At 63.1% G+C, this 19,934-nt stretch carries 18 protein-coding genes and 1 riboswitch; of the genes, 8 read left to right on the top strand and 10 right to left on the bottom strand.

Annotated features, from left to right (window positions below):
* Positions 1-257 precede the first annotated feature (257 nt).
* Positions 258-2,039, top strand: a complete 1,782-nt coding sequence (gene recJ / locus DEJ54_RS16070; RefSeq protein ID WP_113155451.1) for a single-stranded-DNA-specific exonuclease RecJ — start codon at positions 258-260, stop codon at positions 2,037-2,039.
* A 9-nt stretch (positions 2,040-2,048) separates the two neighbouring features.
* Here the strand turns inward: recJ and DEJ54_RS16065 are convergent, their stop codons facing one another.
* From DEJ54_RS16065 to folE, 3 genes are all read right to left on the bottom strand, one after another.
* Positions 2,049-3,032 carry a patatin-like phospholipase family protein gene (locus tag DEJ54_RS16065; protein ID WP_371685904.1) on the bottom strand — a complete coding sequence of 328 codons (984 nt, stop codon included), beginning with the start codon at positions 3,030-3,032 and terminating at the stop codon, positions 2,049-2,051.
* A gap of 188 nt (positions 3,033-3,220) precedes the next feature.
* Complete coding sequence (gene hisI, locus DEJ54_RS16060) at positions 3,221-3,667, bottom strand: phosphoribosyl-AMP cyclohydrolase (protein WP_113155450.1); 447 nt, start codon at positions 3,665-3,667, stop codon at positions 3,221-3,223.
* Positions 3,667-4,332 carry a GTP cyclohydrolase I FolE gene (folE, locus tag DEJ54_RS16055; protein ID WP_113155449.1) on the bottom strand — a complete coding sequence of 222 codons (666 nt, stop codon included), beginning with the start codon at positions 4,330-4,332 and terminating at the stop codon, positions 3,667-3,669. Before folE ends, hisI begins: the two co-directional genes overlap by 1 nt.
* Before the next feature lie 243 nt (positions 4,333-4,575).
* On the opposite strand from folE, the gene DEJ54_RS16050 reads away from it, so the two are divergent.
* The 4 genes from DEJ54_RS16050 to thrS all read left to right on the top strand — a co-directional run bounded on the left by DEJ54_RS16050 (position 4,576) and on the right by thrS (position 7,883).
* Positions 4,576-5,022, top strand: a complete 447-nt coding sequence (locus DEJ54_RS16050) for an iron-sulfur cluster assembly scaffold protein (RefSeq protein WP_113155448.1) — start codon at positions 4,576-4,578, stop codon at positions 5,020-5,022.
* Between the two features lie 2 nt (positions 5,023-5,024).
* The gene (yidD, locus tag DEJ54_RS16045; protein WP_113155447.1) at positions 5,025-5,366 is read left to right on the top strand and encodes a membrane protein insertion efficiency factor YidD; all 342 of its coding nucleotides are present in this window, start codon (positions 5,025-5,027) and stop codon (positions 5,364-5,366) included.
* Positions 5,363-5,782, top strand: coding sequence for a DUF2267 domain-containing protein (locus DEJ54_RS16040; protein WP_113155446.1), 420 nt, complete (start codon positions 5,363-5,365; stop codon positions 5,780-5,782). Before yidD ends, DEJ54_RS16040 begins: the two co-directional genes overlap by 4 nt.
* A 124-nt stretch (positions 5,783-5,906) precedes the next feature.
* Positions 5,907-7,883: a threonine--tRNA ligase gene (gene thrS / locus DEJ54_RS16035; protein ID WP_113155445.1), complete on the top strand. Its 1,977-nt coding sequence runs from the start codon at positions 5,907-5,909 to the stop codon at positions 7,881-7,883.
* 77 nt (positions 7,884-7,960) lie between these two features.
* Here thrS and DEJ54_RS16030 read toward each other — a convergent pair whose 3' ends face one another.
* Complete coding sequence (locus DEJ54_RS16030; protein WP_113155444.1) at positions 7,961-8,854, bottom strand: hypothetical protein; 894 nt, start codon at positions 8,852-8,854, stop codon at positions 7,961-7,963.
* Between the two features lie 222 nt (positions 8,855-9,076).
* Between DEJ54_RS16030 and DEJ54_RS16025 the strand changes: the two genes are divergently transcribed.
* Positions 9,077-9,637, top strand: a complete 561-nt coding sequence (locus DEJ54_RS16025) for a nitroreductase (protein ID WP_210343945.1) — start codon at positions 9,077-9,079, stop codon at positions 9,635-9,637.
* Positions 9,637-10,245, top strand: a complete 609-nt coding sequence (locus DEJ54_RS16020) for a flavin reductase family protein (protein ID WP_113155442.1) — start codon at positions 9,637-9,639, stop codon at positions 10,243-10,245. Before DEJ54_RS16025 ends, DEJ54_RS16020 begins: the two co-directional genes overlap by 1 nt.
* A 58-nt stretch (positions 10,246-10,303) precedes the next feature.
* Here DEJ54_RS16020 and DEJ54_RS16015 read toward each other — a convergent pair whose 3' ends face one another.
* Together DEJ54_RS16015 and DEJ54_RS16010 are read right to left on the bottom strand one after the other, a co-directional pair.
* Entirely contained in the window at positions 10,304-11,182 is an 879-nt protein-coding gene (locus tag DEJ54_RS16015) for a CoA ester lyase (RefSeq protein WP_113155441.1), read from the bottom strand.
* A 2-nt stretch (positions 11,183-11,184) separates the two neighbouring features.
* Positions 11,185-11,640, bottom strand: a complete 456-nt coding sequence (locus DEJ54_RS16010; RefSeq protein WP_113155440.1) for a MaoC family dehydratase — start codon at positions 11,638-11,640, stop codon at positions 11,185-11,187.
* Between the two features lie 177 nt (positions 11,641-11,817).
* On the opposite strand from DEJ54_RS16010, the gene DEJ54_RS16005 reads away from it, so the two are divergent.
* Positions 11,818-12,933 carry a DUF2336 domain-containing protein gene (locus DEJ54_RS16005; protein WP_113155439.1) on the top strand — a complete coding sequence of 372 codons (1,116 nt, stop codon included), beginning with the start codon at positions 11,818-11,820 and terminating at the stop codon, positions 12,931-12,933.
* Between the two features lie 44 nt (positions 12,934-12,977).
* On the opposite strand, the gene parE is transcribed toward DEJ54_RS16005, so the two are convergent.
* The 4 genes from parE to gcvT all read right to left on the bottom strand — a co-directional run bounded on the left by parE (position 12,978) and on the right by gcvT (position 19,639).
* Positions 12,978-15,050 carry a DNA topoisomerase IV subunit B gene (gene parE / locus DEJ54_RS16000; RefSeq protein WP_113156334.1) on the bottom strand — a complete coding sequence of 691 codons (2,073 nt, stop codon included), beginning with the start codon at positions 15,048-15,050 and terminating at the stop codon, positions 12,978-12,980.
* 298 nt (positions 15,051-15,348) lie between these two features.
* Positions 15,349-18,150: an aminomethyl-transferring glycine dehydrogenase gene (gene gcvP, locus DEJ54_RS15995; protein ID WP_113155438.1), complete on the bottom strand. Its 2,802-nt coding sequence runs from the start codon at positions 18,148-18,150 to the stop codon at positions 15,349-15,351.
* Between the two features lie 9 nt (positions 18,151-18,159).
* A complete protein-coding gene (gene gcvH / locus DEJ54_RS15990) occupies positions 18,160-18,528 on the bottom strand; it encodes a glycine cleavage system protein GcvH (protein ID WP_113155437.1) in 369 nt (122 codons plus the stop codon).
* A gap of 7 nt (positions 18,529-18,535) precedes the next feature.
* Positions 18,536-19,639, bottom strand: coding sequence for a glycine cleavage system aminomethyltransferase GcvT (gene gcvT, locus DEJ54_RS15985; RefSeq protein ID WP_113156333.1), 1,104 nt, complete (start codon positions 19,637-19,639; stop codon positions 18,536-18,538).
* Between the two features lie 148 nt (positions 19,640-19,787).
* Positions 19,788-19,886: riboswitch (glycine riboswitch) on the bottom strand.
* Positions 19,887-19,934: the final 48 nt, after the last annotated feature.

Raw genomic sequence — 19,934 nt, 5'->3', positions numbered from 1 at the left:
ATCGGACCGAAAAGTGGGATCCGGTTTTCGGGTCATTCCGATGCTCCATCAATGATTTAGATCGTCCTTTGTGCGTCCTGATGGACGCACGGCGATCTAATGCATCGGACCGAAAAGTGGAGGGGCGGCTTTCGGTGCGCTCCGACGCTTGCTCAATAGGTTTAGATCGTCCTTTGTGCGTCCGAGAGGACGCACAAATATCCAAGCGGGTTACGGCCCGCTTGCCTTTGTTCGGCCGCTGTGAAACGTAGGCGGTAATGACTGGCGAAAAACGGTATTTCCTCGATGTCCGGCACTCCGCACGCGGTCTTGCGTGGGAGCATCGGCTTGACCTGCGCGGCGAGAACGCTGCGCTGGCCATGGCGCAGACCCATGGCATTCCCGAAATCGTGGCGCGGGTTCTAGCCGGCCGCGGGGTGGATATCGACGATGCAGAGCGCTTCCTCGATCCGACCATTCGCGATCTCTTGCCAGATCCGGCAACGCTGACCGACATGGACAAGGCTGCCGAGCGGCTCGCCCATGCGGTGCGGCGCGGCGAAAAGGTGGCGATCTTCGGCGATTACGACGTCGATGGCGCTGTTTCCTCGGCCATGATGAAGCGCTTTCTCGGGCATTACGGCATCGACGCCGAGATCTATATTCCCGACCGCATTTTCGAGGGCTACGGCCCAAATCCCGACGCGATGCGCGACCTTGCGGGGCGTGCGAGCCTCATCGTCACCGTCGATTGCGGCGTCAACAGCGCCGCCGCCATCGCCGCCGCCAACGAGGCGGGCGCGGATGTGGTCGTGCTCGATCACCACCAGGTGGGCGGCGATCTGCCGGATGCGGTTGCTGTGGTGAACCCCAATCGCGAGGATGATCTTTCCGGCCAGGGGTTCCTGTGCGCTGCGGGCGTCGTGTTTCTGGCGCTTGTCCAGACCGCGAAGCATCTGCGTCAGGGCGGTGTCTCCAAGCCGCCGCCGAACCTGCTCGGCCTTCTTGATCTGGTGGCGCTGGGCACGGTCTGCGACGTGGTGCCGCTCGTTGGCGTCAACCGTGCTTTCGTGGTGAAAGGGCTTGTGGCCGCGCGCCAGATGAACACGCCGGGACTGGCTGCGCTGGCGCGGGTGTCGCGCATCGGCGAACCGCTCAACCCCTACCATCTGGGCTTCATGATCGGCCCGCGCATCAATGCGGGCGGGCGCATCGGCAATGCGGCGCTGGGCAGCAATCTGCTCGCCAGCGACGATCCGGCCGAGGCTGCCAAGATCGCCGAGACGCTCGACCGGTTGAACACCGAGCGGCAGGAAATGGAAACGGTGATGCTGGCCGAGGCGAAGGCGGAGGCCGATGCAGAACTGATTTCGGGCGAGGGGCCTGCGGTTCTGGTAACGGCAAGCGACCGCTGGCACCCGGGCATTGTCGGGCTGCTCGCCTCCCGTCTCAAGGATCACGCAAGGCGACCGACCTTCGCCATCGCCTTCGGTCCGAATGGCAAGGGCACCGGCTCCGGCCGCTCCATTCCCGGTTTCGATCTCGGCAAGATCGTGCGCGAGGCGGTGGCCGAGGGCATTCTGGTCAAGGGCGGCGGGCATGCGATGGCTGCCGGCATCACGGTTGAGCGCGAGAAGCTTGGGCCGCTGCGCGCCTTCTTCGAGGAGCGGGCGGCGAGTGCAGTAAAGCGGCTGCGCGACGCTGAGAGCCTCAAGATCGATGCAGCGCTTTCTGCCGATGGCGCGAACCTTGCGCTGCTCGATGCACTGGAGACGGCCGGGCCTTTCGGGTCCGGGCATTCGACGCCGGTTCTGGCGCTGCCGCGCCACCGTCTGGCGGATGCGCGTGTGGTGGGCAATGGCCATATCCGCGCCGAACTGCGCTCACAGACCGGCGCGCGCATGGAGGCGATTGCTTTCCGTGCGGCGGAAACGGATCTCGGCAATTTCCTGTTTGGCAATCGCGGTGCGACCATTCACGTGGCGGGCACGCTGGCGGCCAATCACTGGAATGGAAACAAGCGCATCCAGTTGCGGCTCCAGGATGCGGCCAGCGCCTGAGGGCTGCGCCTATCCGAGGACCGTGAGCAGGCGTTCGAGTTCGGTAAGCCGGGCCTGCGTGGTTTCGTAACCGATGGTGATCGCCTCGTCAGCGCGGTGAAATTCCGTCAGGCCGATATGGCCGAGCTTGGGCTGAAGCGACAGGTCGGGCGGATCGCCGGCCATGCGCGCCCGTGAAATGCGATCCTGAATGATGTTGAACGCCTCGACCATGACGCCGGTGATGCCAAGGCGCTGATCGCGCTGCTGCGGCCCCTTGTCGACCACCAGAGACGCAGTCTCGCCTTCCTCGCTTTCCTGCGGCATGTCGGCGGAATGCTTGATGACGGCGGCGCGGCCAAACAGGTCGTAATGCAGGTTCACCGCCATGACCAGAGGCTGCTCATAGGCGCGGCAGGCGGAAACGGGAACCGGATTGACCAGCGCGCCGTCCACCAGAACGCGGCCATTGCAGGTGACGGGTTCGAAAACGCCGGGCAGCGCATAGGACGCGCGCATGGCGGTGATCAGCGATCCTTTCGACAGCCAGATTTCATGACCGGTGCGGATTTCCGCCGCGACACAGACGAAGGGTTTGGCGAGGTCATCGAAGGTGACGTCCTGAAGGTGCTCCTGCATGCGGGCCGTTAGTTTCATGCCGCCGAACAGGCCGCTGCCGCCAAAATTGATGTCGAGCAGGCCGAAGATGCGGCGTTTGGTGAGGGACCGTGCGAATTCTTCCAGCTCATCGAGCTTGCCAGCCAGATAGCAGCCGCCGACCAGTGCACCGATGGATGTTCCGGCAATCATGCCGACGGGGATCTGGGCTTCATCGAGGGCGCGGAGGACGCCGATATGCGCCCAGCCACGAGCCGCGCCGCCGCCAAGAGCCAGGGCAATGCCGCCTTTTTCAGGCGCGGGCGCTGGATCAAGCGGGGGCGGTTCCGGCGAAATCACGTCGATTTCCCGGTTTTCCTGTTTCCTGCGTAGAGATGCCCAATCGAGCATGTTCATCTCCTCGTCCCCGGAAGCATCATGCCTGAGGACTGTATCGAATTGGTGAATATGCGTCGCTGTGGCGAACCGAATGGTTCAACGCTGCCTCACCGAGGAACGCGGCTACTACCCCTTCCCAGTAGATGGGCGCTCCCGAGGAGAAAGTCTACGCTTCGGGCGTTCAAGAAATCGAGACCGACTTTCGGTCAAGCATGTCCGTCTTTGTCGTCCAAAGGCTTCATGCCGAGGTCGACCAGAACCGGTTTGCCGTCGCGAATGCTCACATTGCGGTAGAAGCAGGTGCGGCGACCGGTGTGGCAGGTTGCGCCATCGCCGGCGACGCGTACGCTCAGATGCACCGCATCCTGATCGCAGTCGGTGGCGATGGAGACGATGTGCTGGACATTGCCGGAGGTCTCGCCCTTCTTCCACAATTTGCCGCGCGAGCGCGACCAGTAGTGGGCGATGCCGGTTTCAAGGGTCATGGCGAGAGACGTGGCGTTCATGTGCGCCACCATCAGAAGTGCATTGGTGTCGGCGTCCGTCACCACGGCCGTGATGAGGCCATTGGCATCGAAGCGCGGAGAAAAAGCCGCGCCCTCTTCGAGCGCGGCCTTGTCGGATGGGGCAGGGGGAAACGTGAGTGTGGTCATCAGCCGTGTTTGTCGCGCAGCATGGTCATGAAGCGCGCCTGTTCCTGAAGGTCTTCGCGATAGGCGCCGGTGAAGGTCGTCGTCAGCGTGACCGAACCCTGTTTGCGGATGCCGCGCATGGCCATGCACATGTGCTCGGCTTCCACGAGAACGGCAACGCCGCGCGGCTTCAGAACGTCCTGAATCACATGGGCAATCTGCGCCGTCATGGCCTCCTGCGTCTGCAGGCGGCGGGCGAAGATGTCGACCACGCGGGCGATCTTGGATAATCCGACCACCTTGCCGTCCGGCAGATAGGCGACATGCGCCTTGCCGATGATCGGCACCATGTGGTGTTCGCAATGGGAATGGAACGAGATGTCCTTGATGAGGACCATGTCGTTATAGCCCTGCACCTCCTCGAAGGTGCGGCCGAGTTCTTCGGCGGGACACTGGTCGTAGCCGGAGAACATTTCGCGATATGCCTTGGCGACGCGCTTGGGCGTCTCGATCAGGCCCTCACGGTTGATGTCGTCGCCTGTCCAGCGCAGCAGCGTGCGAACGGCGTTTTCGACCTCTTCCTGAGAGGGGCGATCAGTAACTGCTTTGTCCATATAGGAATTCTTCTCCGCAGTGGCTTCACCCTTATCGGCATGAGGCGGAAAGTTCTTGATAATGGCGTCCATAGAAGGCGTCTCCCGTAGTTCCTGTCTCAGCAGGAACGAGTTGAACGGTTCACGGCCTTATCCAGCGGGTATTGGAGAAAAATTCTCAGCCCGGCCCGACAGTGGCGTGCGCGAAACTGGAACCCGCAGCGGCATCATGCCTTGTCGCGGGCCCATAGCGATCATTATATAAGTGCCTTGAAGCAGAAGGAAAGATGCCGAAACGACTTTGATTTGTTTCGGCTGCGGCAGAGCGGGAAAACCATGCTGGACGATGTCTATAACGCGAAAATTCTTGGCTTTGCCGGCAATATTCAGCGGGTTGGACGGCTGGATAATCCCGACGCCACGGCAAAGGCGCACTCAAAGCTTTGCGGCTCCACTGTCATTGTCGATCTCAAGATGGATGGCGACACGGTCACAGACTTCGCGCATGAGGTGAAGGCCTGTGCGCTCGGTCAGGCATCGTCCTCGATCATGGCTGCGCATGTGGTGGGTGCGAAGGCTGATGAGCTGCGCCATGTGCGTGACGCGATGTACGCCATGCTCAAGGAAGAAGGCCCGCCGCCGGCAGGCCGCTTCGAGGATCTGAAATATCTGGAGCCGGTGCGCGGCTACAAGGCGCGCCATGCTTCCACGCTTCTCACCTTCGATGCGGTGGTGGATGCCATCGACCAGATCGAAAAGGCGCGCGCTGGCGCTGCCGCCTGATCATGGCTCAACCCATTCGCAGCCGCAACTGGCAGGGCCCCTGGCCGAAGACGCCCGGTCGCCTGTTCGGAACGGCTTTCGTGCGGCTCTACCAGCTCACCCTGTCGGGCTTCATCGGCAATTCCTGCCGGCATTTCCCAACCTGCTCGGAATACACCTATGAGGCGATTGCCCGGCATGGGCTGTGGTCGGGCGGCTGGATGGGACTTTTCCGCGTGGTGCGGTGCGGGCCGGGCGGCACACATGGGATCGATCCGGTGCCCGATGTGCTGGAACAAGACCTGAAATGGTGGACGCCGTGGCGCTTCTGGCGGGTGGCGCGGCAGAAAGGCGAGCATTCATGACGGTGCCGATGGACTATCTTTACGCCAGCCGCGATTTCCGGCGTTTTCTCGATGCGGTGAAAAAGCAGTCCATGCGCGGTTCGCATAATCAGAGCTATGCGATGACGCGCGCCGTGCTGCACGTGTTTCGCAGCCACGTGCCGGTGAAGGACGCGCTGGCCTTTGCGGAAGTCCTGCCACCGCTCCTGCGGGTGATCTTCATTGAAGGCTGGGATGTTGAGGCGGAAGTCACTCCGTTTCCCGATCGTGAAACGCTGCACCGGGAGATGAAGGCCGTGCGGGAACCGCACAACACTGCGCCTGAAACCGCCATTGGAGATGTCGCCGCTGTCCTGCGTGCGGAGGTTGGCGAGGAGCGGCTGCGGCGGGTGCTTGGCGCCATGCCGATAGGGGCGGAAGACTACTGGCTGAAATAGCCGCGACACTACTGCCGCCGGTTTGCCCTTTACCTTCGCTGGCGAAATGCTTATTTCGGGCCCGCAAACCCAGAATGCCCAAACCACCCGCGCTCGTTGGCGGGACTGGATAAGGAGAAGACTTATGGCCGAGGCCGTTTCCCTAAAATTTCCCGATGGCTCCGTTCGCGAGTATGACGCGGCGACGACCGGCGCTGACATTGCAGCCGGCATCTCCAAGTCGCTCGCCAAGAAGTCCGTCGCCTATGCGCTCGATGGCACGGTGCGCGATCTGTCGGAGCCTGTCGGCACGTCCGGCGATATCGAGATCGTCACCCGTGACGACCCGCGCGCGCTGGAACTGATCCGTCACGATGCCGCGCATGTGCTCGCCGAAGCCGTGCAGGAACTGTGGCCCGGCACCCAGGTCACCATCGGTCCGGTGATCGAGAACGGCTTCTATTACGACTTCGCCCGCAATGAGCCCTTCACGCCCGAAGACCTGCCGGTCATCGAGAAGAAGATGGCGGAGATCATTGCGCGCAACAAGCCTTTCACCAGGGAAGTCTGGTCGCGTGACAAGGCCAAGGAAGTGTTCGCCGAAAAGGGCGAGAGCTACAAGGTCGAGCTGATCGACGCGATCCCCGAGGATCAGGACGTCAAGATCTACGCGCAGGGCGACTGGTTCGACCTCTGCCGTGGACCGCACATGGCTTCCACCGGTCAGATCGGCAAGGCTTTCAAGCTGATGAAGGTGGCCGGCGCCTATTGGCGCGGCGATTCCAACAATCCGATGCTGACCCGCATCTACGGCACGGCCTGGCACACGCAGGAAGAGCTCGACCAGTATCTCCACATGCTGGAAGAGGCCGAGAAGCGCGACCACCGTCGCCTTGGCCGCGAGATGGACCTGTTCCATTTCCAGGAAGAAGGCCCGGGCGTCGTGTTCTGGCACTCCAAGGGCTGGCGCATGTTCCAGAACCTTGTGAGCTACATGCGCCGCAGGCTCGCAACCGATGGCTATGATGAGGTCAACGCTCCGCAGGTGCTCGACAAGAGCCTGTGGGAGACCTCCGGTCACTGGGGTTGGTACAAGGAGAACATGTTCAAGGTCGAGTGCGCGGACGACGAGGCGGAAGACACCCGCACCTTCGCACTGAAGCCGATGAACTGTCCCGGTCACGTGCAGATCTTCAAGCATGGCCTGAAGTCCTACCGCGACCTGCCGATCCGGATGGCCGAGTTCGGCAATGTGCATCGCTACGAGCCTTCGGGCGCGCTGCACGGCCTGATGCGTGTGCGCGGCTTCACGCAGGACGACGCGCACATCTTCTGCACGGAAGACCAGCTTGCGGCTGAATGCCTGAAGATCAACGACCTGATCCTCTCTACCTATGCCGATTTCGGCTTCAAGGAGATCACGGTCTTCTTCTCCACGCGGCCTGAAAAGCGCGTCGGATCGGATGCGCTGTGGGATCACGCCGAGGAGATCATGACGGGCGTTCTCGAAAAGATCGCCGCCTCGGACAGCCGCATCAAGACGGCGATCAATCCGGGCGATGGCGCGTTCTACGGGCCGAAGTTCGATTATGTTCTGAAGGACGCCATCGGCCGCGAATGGCAGTGCGGCACGACGCAGATCGACTTCAACCTGCCGGAGCGTTTCGGTGCGTTCTACATCGATCAGGATTCGGAGAAGAAGCAGCCGGTTATGGTGCACCGGGCGATCTGCGGCTCGATGGAGCGTTTCCTCGGCATTCTGATCGAGAACTTTGCCGGTCACTTCCCGCTCTGGTTCGCACCGGTGCAGGTGGTGGTGGCGACGATCACGTCCGATGCCGACGAATATGCACTGAAAGTGACGGAGACGCTGAAGGAGGCCGGACTTCTGGCCGAGGTGGATCTGCGCAACGAGAAGATCAACTACAAGGTCCGCGAGCACTCGCTGGCCAAGGTTCCGGTGATCCTCGTCTGCGGCAAGCGCGAAGCGGAAGAAGGTACGGTGAACATTCGCCGGCTGGGCAGCCGCGATCAGGCGTCCATGTCGATGGCCGATGTGACCGCCATGCTGGTCGAAGAGGCAACGCCGCCGGACCTGAAGCGCAAGGCCGCGAAGGCCTGAGCTGTAAGGCGCTCAAAACGAAGAAAGCCCCGCTGGATGCAGCGGGGCTTTTTCATTTCTGCGATGTGTTCCGGTTTTCAGTCGGGAAACTGATTGCGCGTGTCGAGCAGATCGGTTGGCAGCAGTTCCACATCCTGATTGCGGCCGGGCACGACCGAAAAGTCGCGCTGGTAGATGCGGTCGCGGTTCTTGGCGACAATCGTGTAATTGCCTTCGGCAAGAACCATGGAGGCGTAGGCGCTGACCGTTTCGTAGACGATTTCGCCCGTGTCGGTCAGAACCGACCAGGCGGTATCGGCAATGGCTTCGCCGCCGCGTTCGCGCACAAGCTTCATGGTAAGGTCGGCGGCGCGGTGCTCCACCGTCGCTTCCGTCAGCTTGCCGGCTTCCACGCGGATGTCGGAGCGGATCGCTGCGTTGATGTCTCCGTAATTGGAGACCACGTGATAGGTGCCGGAATTGAGCCGGACGATGCTGCCGGGCTCGACCTTGGGCAGGATCAGCGCACCGTCGCCGATATTGTCTTCCGTCGCCTCATAGATGGCAAAGCGCAGCTGGTTCTGCGGAATGCGCACGCCGCCGGGCAGGATCGCGTTGAGCTTGAGACCGCCGGCATCGAGGAACAGGTCTTCGCGCATGGGCTCGCGGCTGACCGTGATGCGCTTCGTCACGCCTGCGCGTCCATAGGCGGCATGGACGAGATAGCTGCCGGGGGCGAGCTCGAAGACGCTGTTGCCGCCGCGCGCGGTTGCGACGAGCGGCAGTTTGTCATCGGGGCCGGGCTGCGTGCCGAAAATACGCCAGACGAGACCGTTCGGGATTTCGTCGCCGCCTTCGTTCAGATGCGCGACCAGCGTGACCTCGCCGGTGTCGGCAATGGCGAGCGCATCATCCACGGAGGCGGGGGCATAATTGTTGAGGCCGGGCAGGCGCAGGCCGTCGACGGCTTTCGCCGCATCCTCCTGCGCCATGACGTTCGACGCCTGAAAGGACAGCGTGCACAGGGCGAGAAGAGACAGAGTCGTTTTAAGTGAACCGCGCATAGCTGACATGAAGCCCAAGGCGGTGGCAATTTCAAGGCGATTATGCGATCTGGTTCCAGCGAAAAGCCAGCTTTTGCCAGCCAGACAACCTGTTTCAGGCAATGCAGATCCCACAGGAGACAGACAGTGCATCCATCCGTGCTTGATTTCATGCTCGCGCGCCGCTCCACGCCGGTGAAAGACCTCGCGGAACCAGCTCCTTCCGACAAGGAAATCGAGACCATCCTGACCGCAGCCTCGCGCGTGCCCGATCACGGGCGACTGACACCCTGGCGCTTTATTCTCTATCGTGGCGATGCGCGCACCGAGATTGGCGAGGCACTGGCAAAACGCGCGGTCGAGCGTGAGGGCGAGCTGCCGGAAACGCGTCTGGAGCAGGAGCGCAACCGCTTTTCCCGCGCGCCGCTGGTGATCGGTGTGGTTTGCGTGCCCAAGGAAAGCCCGACCATTCCCGAATGGGAGATGTTCCTGTCCGGCGGCATGGCGGCCATGAACCTTATGATTGCAGCCAATGCGCTCGGCTATGGCACCAATCTCATCACCAACTGGTATTCCGACGATGCGGAAGGCCGCCGCATTCTGGGGCTGGCGCCGCAGGAGCGTGTGGTCGGCTTCGTGCATATCGGTTCCTATGATGTGGAACTGGTCGAGCGGCCGCGCCCTGCGCTGGACGCCATTGTTTCCGATTACTCCGGCCCGTGGGAAGCATGATGTTTTTCGAACCCTCCAAGGGGCACGGCCTGCCGCATGATCCGTTCAAGGCGATCGTCTCGCCGCGTCCGATCGGCTGGATTTCGACCCTGTCGAAGGACGGAACGGCAAACCTTGCGCCTTACTCCTTCTTCAATGCGATCTCGTCCAATCCGCATCTGGTGTTTTTCTCCTCGGAAGGGGCGAAGGACAGCGCCACCCATGCGGAAGAAACCGGCGAGTTCGTCGTCAATCTTGCAAGCCATGATCTGGCCGAGCAGCTGAATGCAAGCTCGGTCGATGCGCCGCGCGGTGTCAGCGAGTTTGCCTTTGTCGGACTTACGGAAGCCCCATCGACGCTGGTTGCGCCGCCGCGCGTGGCCGAATGCCATGCTGCTCTGGAATGCAAGGTGACCGAAGTGCGTCGTCCGCTCGGCCTCGATGGCGCGTGGGCAGGCGTCATCGTGGTGACCGGTGAGGTGGTCGGCGTTCACATCAGCGATGCCGTTTTGAAGGACGGCATGTTCGATGCCGTTGCTGCCGGCAATCTCGCCCGTCTTGGATATCGTGACTATTCGGCTGTGACCGAGGTCTTCCAGATGACGCGCCCCCAGTGGAAGGGCGACTGACGCGCCAGGGCAGTCGGAGTAGCCCGGTTTTCGGGTTAATCCGATGCTTCTCCCCACTCTAGTCTGACGACGCGTCGGCTGCGCGTGCAAGCACGCGTTCGGCAAGCGCCAGGTGCGGGCGGTCATACATCCGCCCGCCAATATTGACCACGCCAGCGTTTCCGGCGGCAGAGAAGGCCTCCACCACGGCGCGGGCCTTCTCCACCTCCCCGGCGGAGGGGGTGAAGGTGGCGTTGATCGGTGCGACCTGCGCCGGGTGGATGGCCATCTTGGCGACGAAGCCATCGCGCGCCGCCAATTGGCAATCCCTTGCAAAAGCCTCTGTATCCGAAAAGTTCGGGAACACGGTGTCGATGGCCGGAACGCCTGCCGCCGCAGCCGCCAGCAGCGTCATGCTGCGGGCGAGCTGAAAGAGCGGCGTATAGCTTCCGTCTTCATGGCGCGCGGCGAGCGCGCCGATATGGGCTGACAGGTCTTCCGCGCCCCAGGTCAGCCCGGCCAACCGGTCGCTCGAACCCCGGTAGCTGGCGGCGTTGAGGACGCCCAGCGCCGTTTCCGTGATGATCGGCAGGATGCGTGTGCTTCCGTCTTCAATGCCGTTTTCTGCTTCGTGCACGCGCAATGCGGCGGCAAGGCGCGCCACATCTGCGCCGCCCTCGGCCTTGGGCAGCATCACGCCATCGGGACCCGCCTGCATGACGCCGGCGAGGTCGTCTTCCGTCAGGCCGCTCGACAGATCGTTGACCCGTACATAGAGCTGCGCGCCCGTACGGCCGCGCGCGTCCTCCAGGAAAGCGGTGGTGATGCGCCGGCCTTCGGCCTTGCGGTCGGGGCTGACCGAATCTTCCAGATCGATGATCAGCACATCGCTTGCGGAACCAAGCGCCTTTTCAAGCTTGCGCTCGGAATCCCCGGGCACGAATAGAAGCGAACGCATGATCAGGCGTCTTTCTTTTTGAGGATCATGGCCTGGCGCAGGCAGCGCGCCACCAGCCTGTCATTCTGATTGTAGGCGCGGTGCTCGAACTCGACGATGCCGCGGTCGGGCTTGGATTTGGATTCGCGCACCGATTTGACCTCCGTTTCAACCCGGATCGTGTCCCCGTGGAAGACCGGGTGAGGGAAGCCCGTCTCCGTCATGCCCAGATTGGCGACCGTCGTGCCAAGCGTCGTATCGTGAACGGAGATGCCGATCATCAGCCCCAGCGTGAAGAGCGAGTTGACGAGCGGCTTGCCCCATTCGGTCTTCTCGGCAAAGGCGAAATCGATGTGGAGCGGCTGCGGGTTCAGCGTCATGGTCGAAAACAGCATGTTGTCGCTTTCGGTGACGCTCTTGCGCAGCGTGTGCTGGAACACCTGTCCCGGCTGGAATTCCTCTAGGTAAAGACCGGCCATCGTGTCCTCCGCATCCCGTTTGACCAATGTATCCTCTCTTTCTTGATAGGCGGGCTGCCGGCCCCTCGCAAGCGGGCACTTATGGTAAACGTTTCCTATACGAATTCGCGCTAGGGTCATTCCAGACAGGGCGGGAGCGTGACTTCAGTGCAAGTAGTTCAGCATTTTCTTAAATGGATGGAGACTGCCAGAGTGGTTGACAGATCAGGGGCTGCCACAGCTCTCGCCAGAGCCTATCTCGACCGGGAACTGCCGTTTGAGGACCGCTACGCGGCCGAGGCCGCGCTGACGGCGCTGCTCGACGATCCTTCATCCAAGGTGCGCGCTGCACTGGCCGAAGCGCTCTCGATGAGCCGGCATGCGCCCATGCAGGTGATCGCCGCTCTTGCCGCCGACCAGCCGGACGTGGCTGCGCCGATCCTGGCGCGCTCGCCGATGCTTTCCGATTCCGACCTTATCGACCGCGTGGGCGACGGCCGCGAAGGGACGCAGCGGCTTGTTGCACAGCGTCCGCAGCTCGCCATGGGGGTTTCGGCCGCCATTGCAGAGGTGGGGTCGCTCGAAGCCTGTCTGGCGATGGTCGACAATCCGAGCGCGGAGATCGCCGCAGTGAGCTTTCGCCGCATGATTGAGCGTCATGGCCATGAGCCGCGCATGCGCGTGGCGCTGGCGGCCGATCAGCGTCTTCCCTCCGATTGCAGGCACACGCTTCTCGTGCAGCTTGGCGAAGCCCTGCGCGAAGCGCCGCTGGTCAAGGCGCTGGTGGGTGCGGCGCGGGCCGAGAAGCTGACGCGTGATGCATGCGTGCGCGCCTCGCTCACGCTGATCGAGACGATTGACCCGGATGAGCACGAAGCGCTGGTGGAGCATCTGCGCATGCGTGGTGATCTGACGGCAGGTTTCATCGTGCGCATGGTGGCGCATGGCAAGATCGATTTCTTCGGCCATGTGATGATGGCGCTCACCGGGCAGTCGCACACGCGCATTCGCGGCCTGCTTGTGAACGGACGCGATCTGGCCGTATCGGCGCTTTTGCAGAAGGCGGGGCTTGCAAAGCCCTTTCATCGCCCCCTGATCCGGGCGCTGTCGGTCTGGCGTGACGTCGCGCAGGGGCGGCGTGTGGCCGGTGCGCAGGAGGTTTCCTGGCTGATGATGGAGAGCATTGGCGCGACGCCCGGCCAGTCCGGTCCGGCAGCGGAATCTGCCGAGCTCGCTGGCCTGCTGCGCTCAATCCATCTCGATGCCCTGCGTGAGAACGCACGCCTTCAGGCGCAGGCGATCGCCGCCGCCTGACAGAAGGGCACCCGCGTCGCCGGCATCAATGCCGGCTTTGCGCGTCAGATATCCAGTTCTTCAGCGAACTCGGCATTGTCCTGAATGAAGCGGAAGCGCGCTTCGGGCTTGGTTCCCATCAGGCTGTCGATGGCGCCCTTGGTGGCTTCCTGACCGTCGAGCACGGTGACGCGCAGCAGCGTGCGCTTGGCCGGGTCCATGGTCGTTTCCTTGAGCTGGCTCGCCATCATCTCGCCCAGACCCTTGAAGCGGCCGATATCGATCTTGCCGCGCCCCGTGAACTCCGTTTCCAGAAGCTCGTCCTTGTGGGCGTCGTCGCGCGCATACATGGTCTTGCCGCCCTGGCTGAGGCGGTAGAGCGGTGGAACAGCCATGTAGAGATGGCCATTCTCGATGAGCTGCGGCATCTCCTGATAGAAGAATGTGATGAGCAGCGAGGCAATGTGCGCACCGTCGACGTCGGCATCCGTCATGATGATGACGCGGTCGTAACGCAGATCGTCTTCACGGTATTTCGAGCGCGTGCCGCAGCCGAGCGCCTGTGTGATGTCGGAAATCTGCTGGTTGGCGGCGAGCTTGTTGGAGCCGGCGCTGGCGACGTTGAGGATCTTGCCGCGCAGCGGCAGAACGGCCTGACTGGCGCGGTTGCGCGCCTGCTTGGCGGAGCCGCCAGCCGAGTCGCCCTCGACGATGAAGATTTCAGCACCCGCTGCCGCGCCCATGGTGCAGTCGGCGAGCTTTCCGGGCAGGCGCAGCTTGCGCACGGCGCTCTTGCGGCTGACCTCGCGCTCCTGACGGCGGCGAAGGCGCTCATCGGCGCGCGCCACCACCCATTCGAGCAGTTTGGAGGCTTCCTGCGGGTTTTCTGCAAGCCAGTGGTCGAACGGATCGCGGATCGCGTTTTCGACGATGCGGGTGGCCGCAGCCGTCGCCAGCTTGTCCTTGGTCTGGCCGACGAATTCCGGTTCGCGCACGAACACCGATAGCATGCCTGCGGCCGAGATCATCACGTCTTCGGAGGTGATGATGGAAGCGCGCTTGTTGCCGGTCAGCTCCGCATAGCCGCGCAGGCCACGCAGGAGCGCGTTGCGGAAACCGCTTTCGTGGGTTCCGCCCTCGGGCGTCGGCACGGTGTTACAATAGGAGTTGAGCATGGCGTCGCCGCCATACCAGGTGATCGCCCATTCCACAGCGCCATGACCGGTGGTCTTTTCGCTGCGGCCGGAGAAAATTTCCTTGGTGACCTGGAACTGCCCGTCCAGCGAGGCGGCCAGATAGTCCTTGAGACCGCCGGGGAAGTGGAAGGTCGCTTTTTCGGGCGTCTCGTCCTTCTCACCGATCAGGGAAGGGGCGCAGATCCAGCGGATTTCCACGCCGCCGAAAAGATAGGCCTTGGAGCGGGCCATCTTGTAGAGCCGCGCGGGCTCGAACTTCGCGCCCTTGCCAAAGATTTCTTCGTCCGGCTTGAAGCGCACTTTGGTGCCGCGCCGGTTGTGCACGTCGCCGAGCTTCTCCAGTCCGCCCTGCGGCAGGCCGCGCGAAAAGGTCTGGCGGAAGAGCTGGCGATTGCGGGCAACCTCGACCTGAAGGAGTTCGGACAGGGCGTTGACCACGGACACGCCAACGCCGTGCAGGCCGCCGGAGGTCTCGTAGACCTTGGAATCGAACTTACCGCCGGCATGCAGCGTCGTCATGATGACTTCGAGCGCCGACTTGTCCTTGAACTTGGGGTGCGGATCGACCGGAATGCCGCGACCGTTATCGGTGACGGAGAGGTAGCCTTCCTCGTCGAGTTCCACTTCGATGAAGGTGGCGTGGCCGGCCACCGCCTCATCCATCGAGTTGTCGATGACTTCGGCGAACAGGTGGTGCAGCGCCTTGTCGTCGGTGCCGCCGATATACATGCCGGGACGGCGACGAACGGGCTCCAGACCTTCCAGAACCTCAATGTCGGCCGCACTGTAGCCGTCGCCCGACGGGGCGGGCGATGCAGATGGCGCGGGACGCGCAGCGGGCTTGCGCTGAGGCGCTGCCGGCTCGGGCGTTTTCGCACGTTCCACATTGGCATGCGTCCCGGCGGCAGGCATTCCGGCGAAGAGGTCGTTGTTGTCGTCCATGAAGCGTGTTGTTTCCTGTCCGCGAATCAGCCCGCAGTTTGCCATGGTTTGCAAGGCAAAGCGAAGCCTGTTCCGGTTCCGTTCGGAGTGTGTGGACGACGCTTTACCAGAAAGCGAGGGCGCGCGCCAAGAGGTGCGCGGCAATTGAGGCGATCATCTCCCCAGCTTGGGGAGATGATCCGTTTCATAGAGGGCTGGATCGCGGTGCGTCCAGTCGGACGCACAAAAGGACGATCCAGTTTATGAATGGAGTATCGGAACAACCCGAAAACCGGGCTCCACTTTTCGGTCCGATGCTCTAGCTTGCCAGCGCTTCGATGGGCGGGCAGGCGCAGACCAGATTGCGGTCGCCACCGACATTGTCGACGCGCGAGACGGGCGGCCAGTATTTGGACGCTGCCTCGAGCGAACCTTCGGGGAAGGCGGCTTCGCTGCGGCTATAGGGATGCGTCCAGTCGTCACCCATCAGCTCCATGGCGGTGTGCGGGGCGTTGGCGAGCGGATTGTCATCCTTCGGCCATTCGCCCTTTTCCACCCGCGCAGCTTCTTCGGCGATGGAGATCATCGCCTGGCAGAAGCGGTCGACTTCGCTCTTCGGCTCCGACTCCGTCGGCTCCACCATCAGCGTGCCCGCAACGGGGAAGCTCATGGTCGGGGCGTGGAAGCCATAGTCGATGAGCCGCTTGGCGATGTCGTCGACGGTGATGCCGGCGCGATCCTTGAACACCCGCGTGTCGAGAATGCACTCATGCGCGACACGGTCGTTGCGGCCCTTGTAGAGCACCGGGTAGTGCTCCTTCAGGCTGTGGGCGATGTAATTGGCGTTGAGGATTGCCATTTCCGTCGCCCGCTTGAGGCCGTCGCCGCCCATCATGCGGATATACATCCATGTGATCGGCAGGATCGACGCGCTGCCATAGGGGGCTGCGGCCACCGCATGGCTGCTGCCGAGCGCCACATGTCCCGGCACGAACGGCTTCAGATGCGCCTTGACGCCGATCGGGCCAACGCCCGGTCCGCCGCCGCCATGGGGAATGCAGAAGGTCTTGTGCAGGTTCAGATGGCAGACATCCGCTCCCAGATCGCCCGGACGGGCAAGCCCGACCATCGCGTTGAGATTGGCGCCGTCGAAATAGACCTGGCCGCCATGCTCGTGGATCACTGCGCACATGTCGCGCACGCCTTCCTCGAACACGCCGTGGGTCGACGGGTAGGTCAGCATCAGCGCCGCCAGCTTGTCGGCGTGCTCTACGGCCTTCGCCTTCAGGTCGTCCTGATCGATATTGCCATCTTCCGTGCAGCGCACGACCACCACCTGCATGCCGGCCATGGAGGCGGACGCCGGGTTGGTGCCATGGGCGGAGGACGGGATGAGGCAGATATCGCGGTCACCTTCGCCGCGCTCGGCGTGATAGCGGCGGATGGCCAGAAGACCGGCATATTCGCCCTGGCTACCGGCATTGGGCTGCAGCGAAACTGCATCGAAGCCGGTGATTTCCGAGAGCCAGCGGTCCAGATCGTCGATCATGCGACGATAACCCACCGTGTGCTCCGGCGGAGCGAAGGGGTGAAGACCGCCCACCTCCGGCCAGCTCACGGGCATCATCTCGGCAGCGGCGTTGAGCTTCATGGTGCAGGAGCCAAGCGGGATCATGGCGCGGTCGAGCGCAAGATCCTTGTCGGCGAGCCTGCGCAGGAAGCGCATCATTTCCGTTTCCGAGCGGTGCGAATGGAAGTCCGGCTGCGTGAGGAAGCCTTCGCCGCGCGCTGCGGCCGGGGCAAGGCGCGGTGCGCTCTCCGGCACGGTGGCGCCGAACAGGGCTGCCAGTGCAGCCAGATCGTCCTCGGTCGTCGTCTCGTCGAAGGCGACGCTGACGCGGTCCGCGTCGAGAACCCGCACAAGGCGACCCTCGGCCTCGGCTCCGGCCGCGATCTCCTGCGCCTTGCCGGGAACGGTGACGGTGACCGTGTCGAAGATGACATCGCCTGCAAGCGAAAGGCCGGCAGCCTTGAGGCCCGCATGGAAGCGGGCTGCGCGCTCATGCACCTGCTCGGCAATTGCAGCGAGCCCTTCCGGGCCATGCCAGATGGCAAAGGCTGCGGCCATGTTGGCAAGCAGCGCCTGCGCGGTGCAGATGTTGGAGGTCGCCTTGTCGCGGCGGATGTGCTGCTCGCGGGTCTGCAGCGCCAGACGGTAGCCCGGACGGCCATGCGCATCGACCGACTGGCCGACGAGACGGCCGGGCATGAGGCGCGTCAGCTTGTCCGATACGGCGCAATAGGCCGCGTGCGGACCGCCAAAGCCCATCGGAACGCCATAACGCTGCATCGAGCCAACGGCGATTTCTGCGCCGAGCGCTGCCGGCGTTTCGCTCAACAGCAGGCCGAGCGGGTCGGCCACCATGATGACGATGGCGCCCTTGTCCTTTGCCTCGGCGACCAGCGCGCCGTGGTCGCCATGAACGCCATAGGTGTCGGTCCACGGAACGATGAGGGCAAAGGTGTTGTCGTCAATCGTGTCGCCATCGACCTCGATGCCCAGCGGCTCCGCGCGGGTGACCACCACGTCGCGGGTCTGCGGGTGCAGTTCGCCGGCAATCGCCAGCTTGCTGCGCTTGGAGCGATGATGACGCCAGGCAATGCCCACGGCTTCGGCCACGGCCGAACCTTCGTCCAAAAGCGAGGCAGAGGCGACCGGCAGGCCGGTCAGTTCCGTCACCAGCGTCTGGAAGTGGAACAGAAGCTCAAGGCGGCCCTGGCTGATTTCCGACTGGTAGGGCGTGTAGGCCGTGTACCAGGCAGGGTTTTCAAACAGGTTGCGCTGGATGACCGGCGGGACTTTCACGCCGTGATAGCCGGCGCCGATGAAGCTCTTGAGCACCTTGTTCTGGCGCATGGCTGCGCCGAGTTCTTCGAGCGCCTCGGTCTCGCTGGCTGCCGGCGGCAGGTCGAGCGGACGGTCGAGGCGGATCGAATTCGGCACGGCCTGCGTGATCAGCGTCTCGAGCGACGGAACGCCGAGCGTGGCCAGCATGGCCTTGGTTTCTTCACCGCGCGGGCCGATATGGCGGGCGGCGAAAGGGAGTGTGTTGGCGGACATGGTGTTTCCTCAGGCAATCGACGCCTTGTAGGCGGCTTCGTCCATCAGGCCTTCGAGCTGGCTTTCATCGGAGAGCTTCATCTTCCACAGCCAGCCATCGCCGGTGGGGGCGGAGTTCACGAGGGCCGGGTCGCTTGCAAGCGCTTCGTTGACCTCGGAGATCTCGCCATCGGCAGGCGCGTACACATCGGAAGCGGCCTTCACGGATTCAACCACGACGGCGGTGTCGCCCTTGGAGAGCGTTGCGCCGGTTTCGGGTAGTTCCACGAACACCAGATCGCCGAGCTGTTCCTGAGCGTGATCGGTGATGCCGACGGTTGCGACGCCGTTCTCGACTTTGATCCACTCGTGGTCTTCGGTGAAATAGGTCTGGCTCATCTGGCTGTTATCCTTTTTTGTAGCGCTGCGGCGTGAAGGGCAGGGTATGGACATCAAGTGCGATGCGGTTGCCGCGCACTTCGGTGAAAAGACGGGTGCCGGGTTCGGAAAGCCCCTTGGCGACATAGCCCATCGCCACCGGATGACCGGCGGAGGGGCCGAAACCGCCCGATGTGACGCGGCCGACCTTTTCGCCGGCTTCGTTGATGAGCGGTGCGCCGGCGCGCACCGGCTGGCGGCCTTCCGGCTTCAGGCCGACGCGCTTTTCCTTCGCGCCATCGGCAATGATCTTCTGCAGGGCCTCAGCGCCGATGAACCGGCCTTCGGAGCGCAGCGCCTTCGGCACGGCCCAAAGGATGGCGGCATTGGCCGGATCGGTCGTCTCGTCGAGATCCTGACCATGCAGGCAGAGCCCGGCTTCGAGCCTGAGGCTGTCGCGGGCGGCAAGGCCAACCCACTGGACGCGCTCGTCGTCGAGCAGTTTGCGGGCAAAGCGCTCCGCCTGATCGACCGGCAGCGCCACCTCGAAACCGTCTTCGCCGGTGTAGCCCGAACGGGTGGCGAACCAGCCTTCATGCGGCTCTGTGCCGGTCATGAAGACGAGATCGCTGAGGTCGAGGCCGGCAGCGATCAGAATGGCTTCTGCGTCGGGGCCCTGAAGGGCGAGGAGGACGCGCTTGAGCGCGGTGAAGGAAATGTCGAAATCTGCGGCGATGGCGCGGAAATGCGCTTCATCCTTCGCGGCATTGCCGGCATTCGCCACGATCATGTAGCGGTTTTCGCCGAGCCGGGTGACGATCAGGTCATCGATGATGCCGGCATTCTCGTTGAGAAGGACGGTGTATTTCGACTGGCCTTCCTTAAGCGCCGTCGCATCGAGCGGGCAGGCGCGCGACAGGAAGGCTGCTGCGTCTGCGCCTTCAACCTCGAAGAGCTGCATGTGAGAGATGTCGAACAGTCCGGCGCTTTCGCGCGTGTGGATGTGCTCTTTCATCACGCCGGCGGGATAGGTCAGGGGCATGCGCCAGCCGGCGAATGCGCCAAAACGTGCGCCGGCATCTTCATGCAGCGCTTCCAGCGGCAGATGTTTCAGGGATTCGGTGTTGCTCATCATTCCTCCAGAATCGCACGCATGCCGCGGGAAGCGACATGTTCGTGCCCCTCTGTCGGAAGCCTGAGAGACTCGCGCAGCCGGAACTCTGTCGACCACGCTTACACCTTCGGCGCGGGGATCACTCCCCGACTTTCCAGAGTGTCTTGACCTGTCTACGGTTCTTTTGCCTGAGAGATTTCGGGCGATTTCCCCTTCGGCGTCCGCCCCGGTTTTTCCCGGTTTGGTTCTCTCCCGCAAACAGGCAGGGCTGCTGCCCTCGACGGCTGGAAATTAGCGCAGGCCGTTGCGTTTG

Source organism: Nitratireductor sp. OM-1 (assembly GCF_003296175.1).
In the GTDB taxonomy this organism is placed as follows: Bacteria; Pseudomonadota; Alphaproteobacteria; order Rhizobiales; family Rhizobiaceae; genus Nitratireductor; species Nitratireductor aquimarinus.
This window is presented reverse-complemented; position numbering and strand designations above follow the sequence as displayed.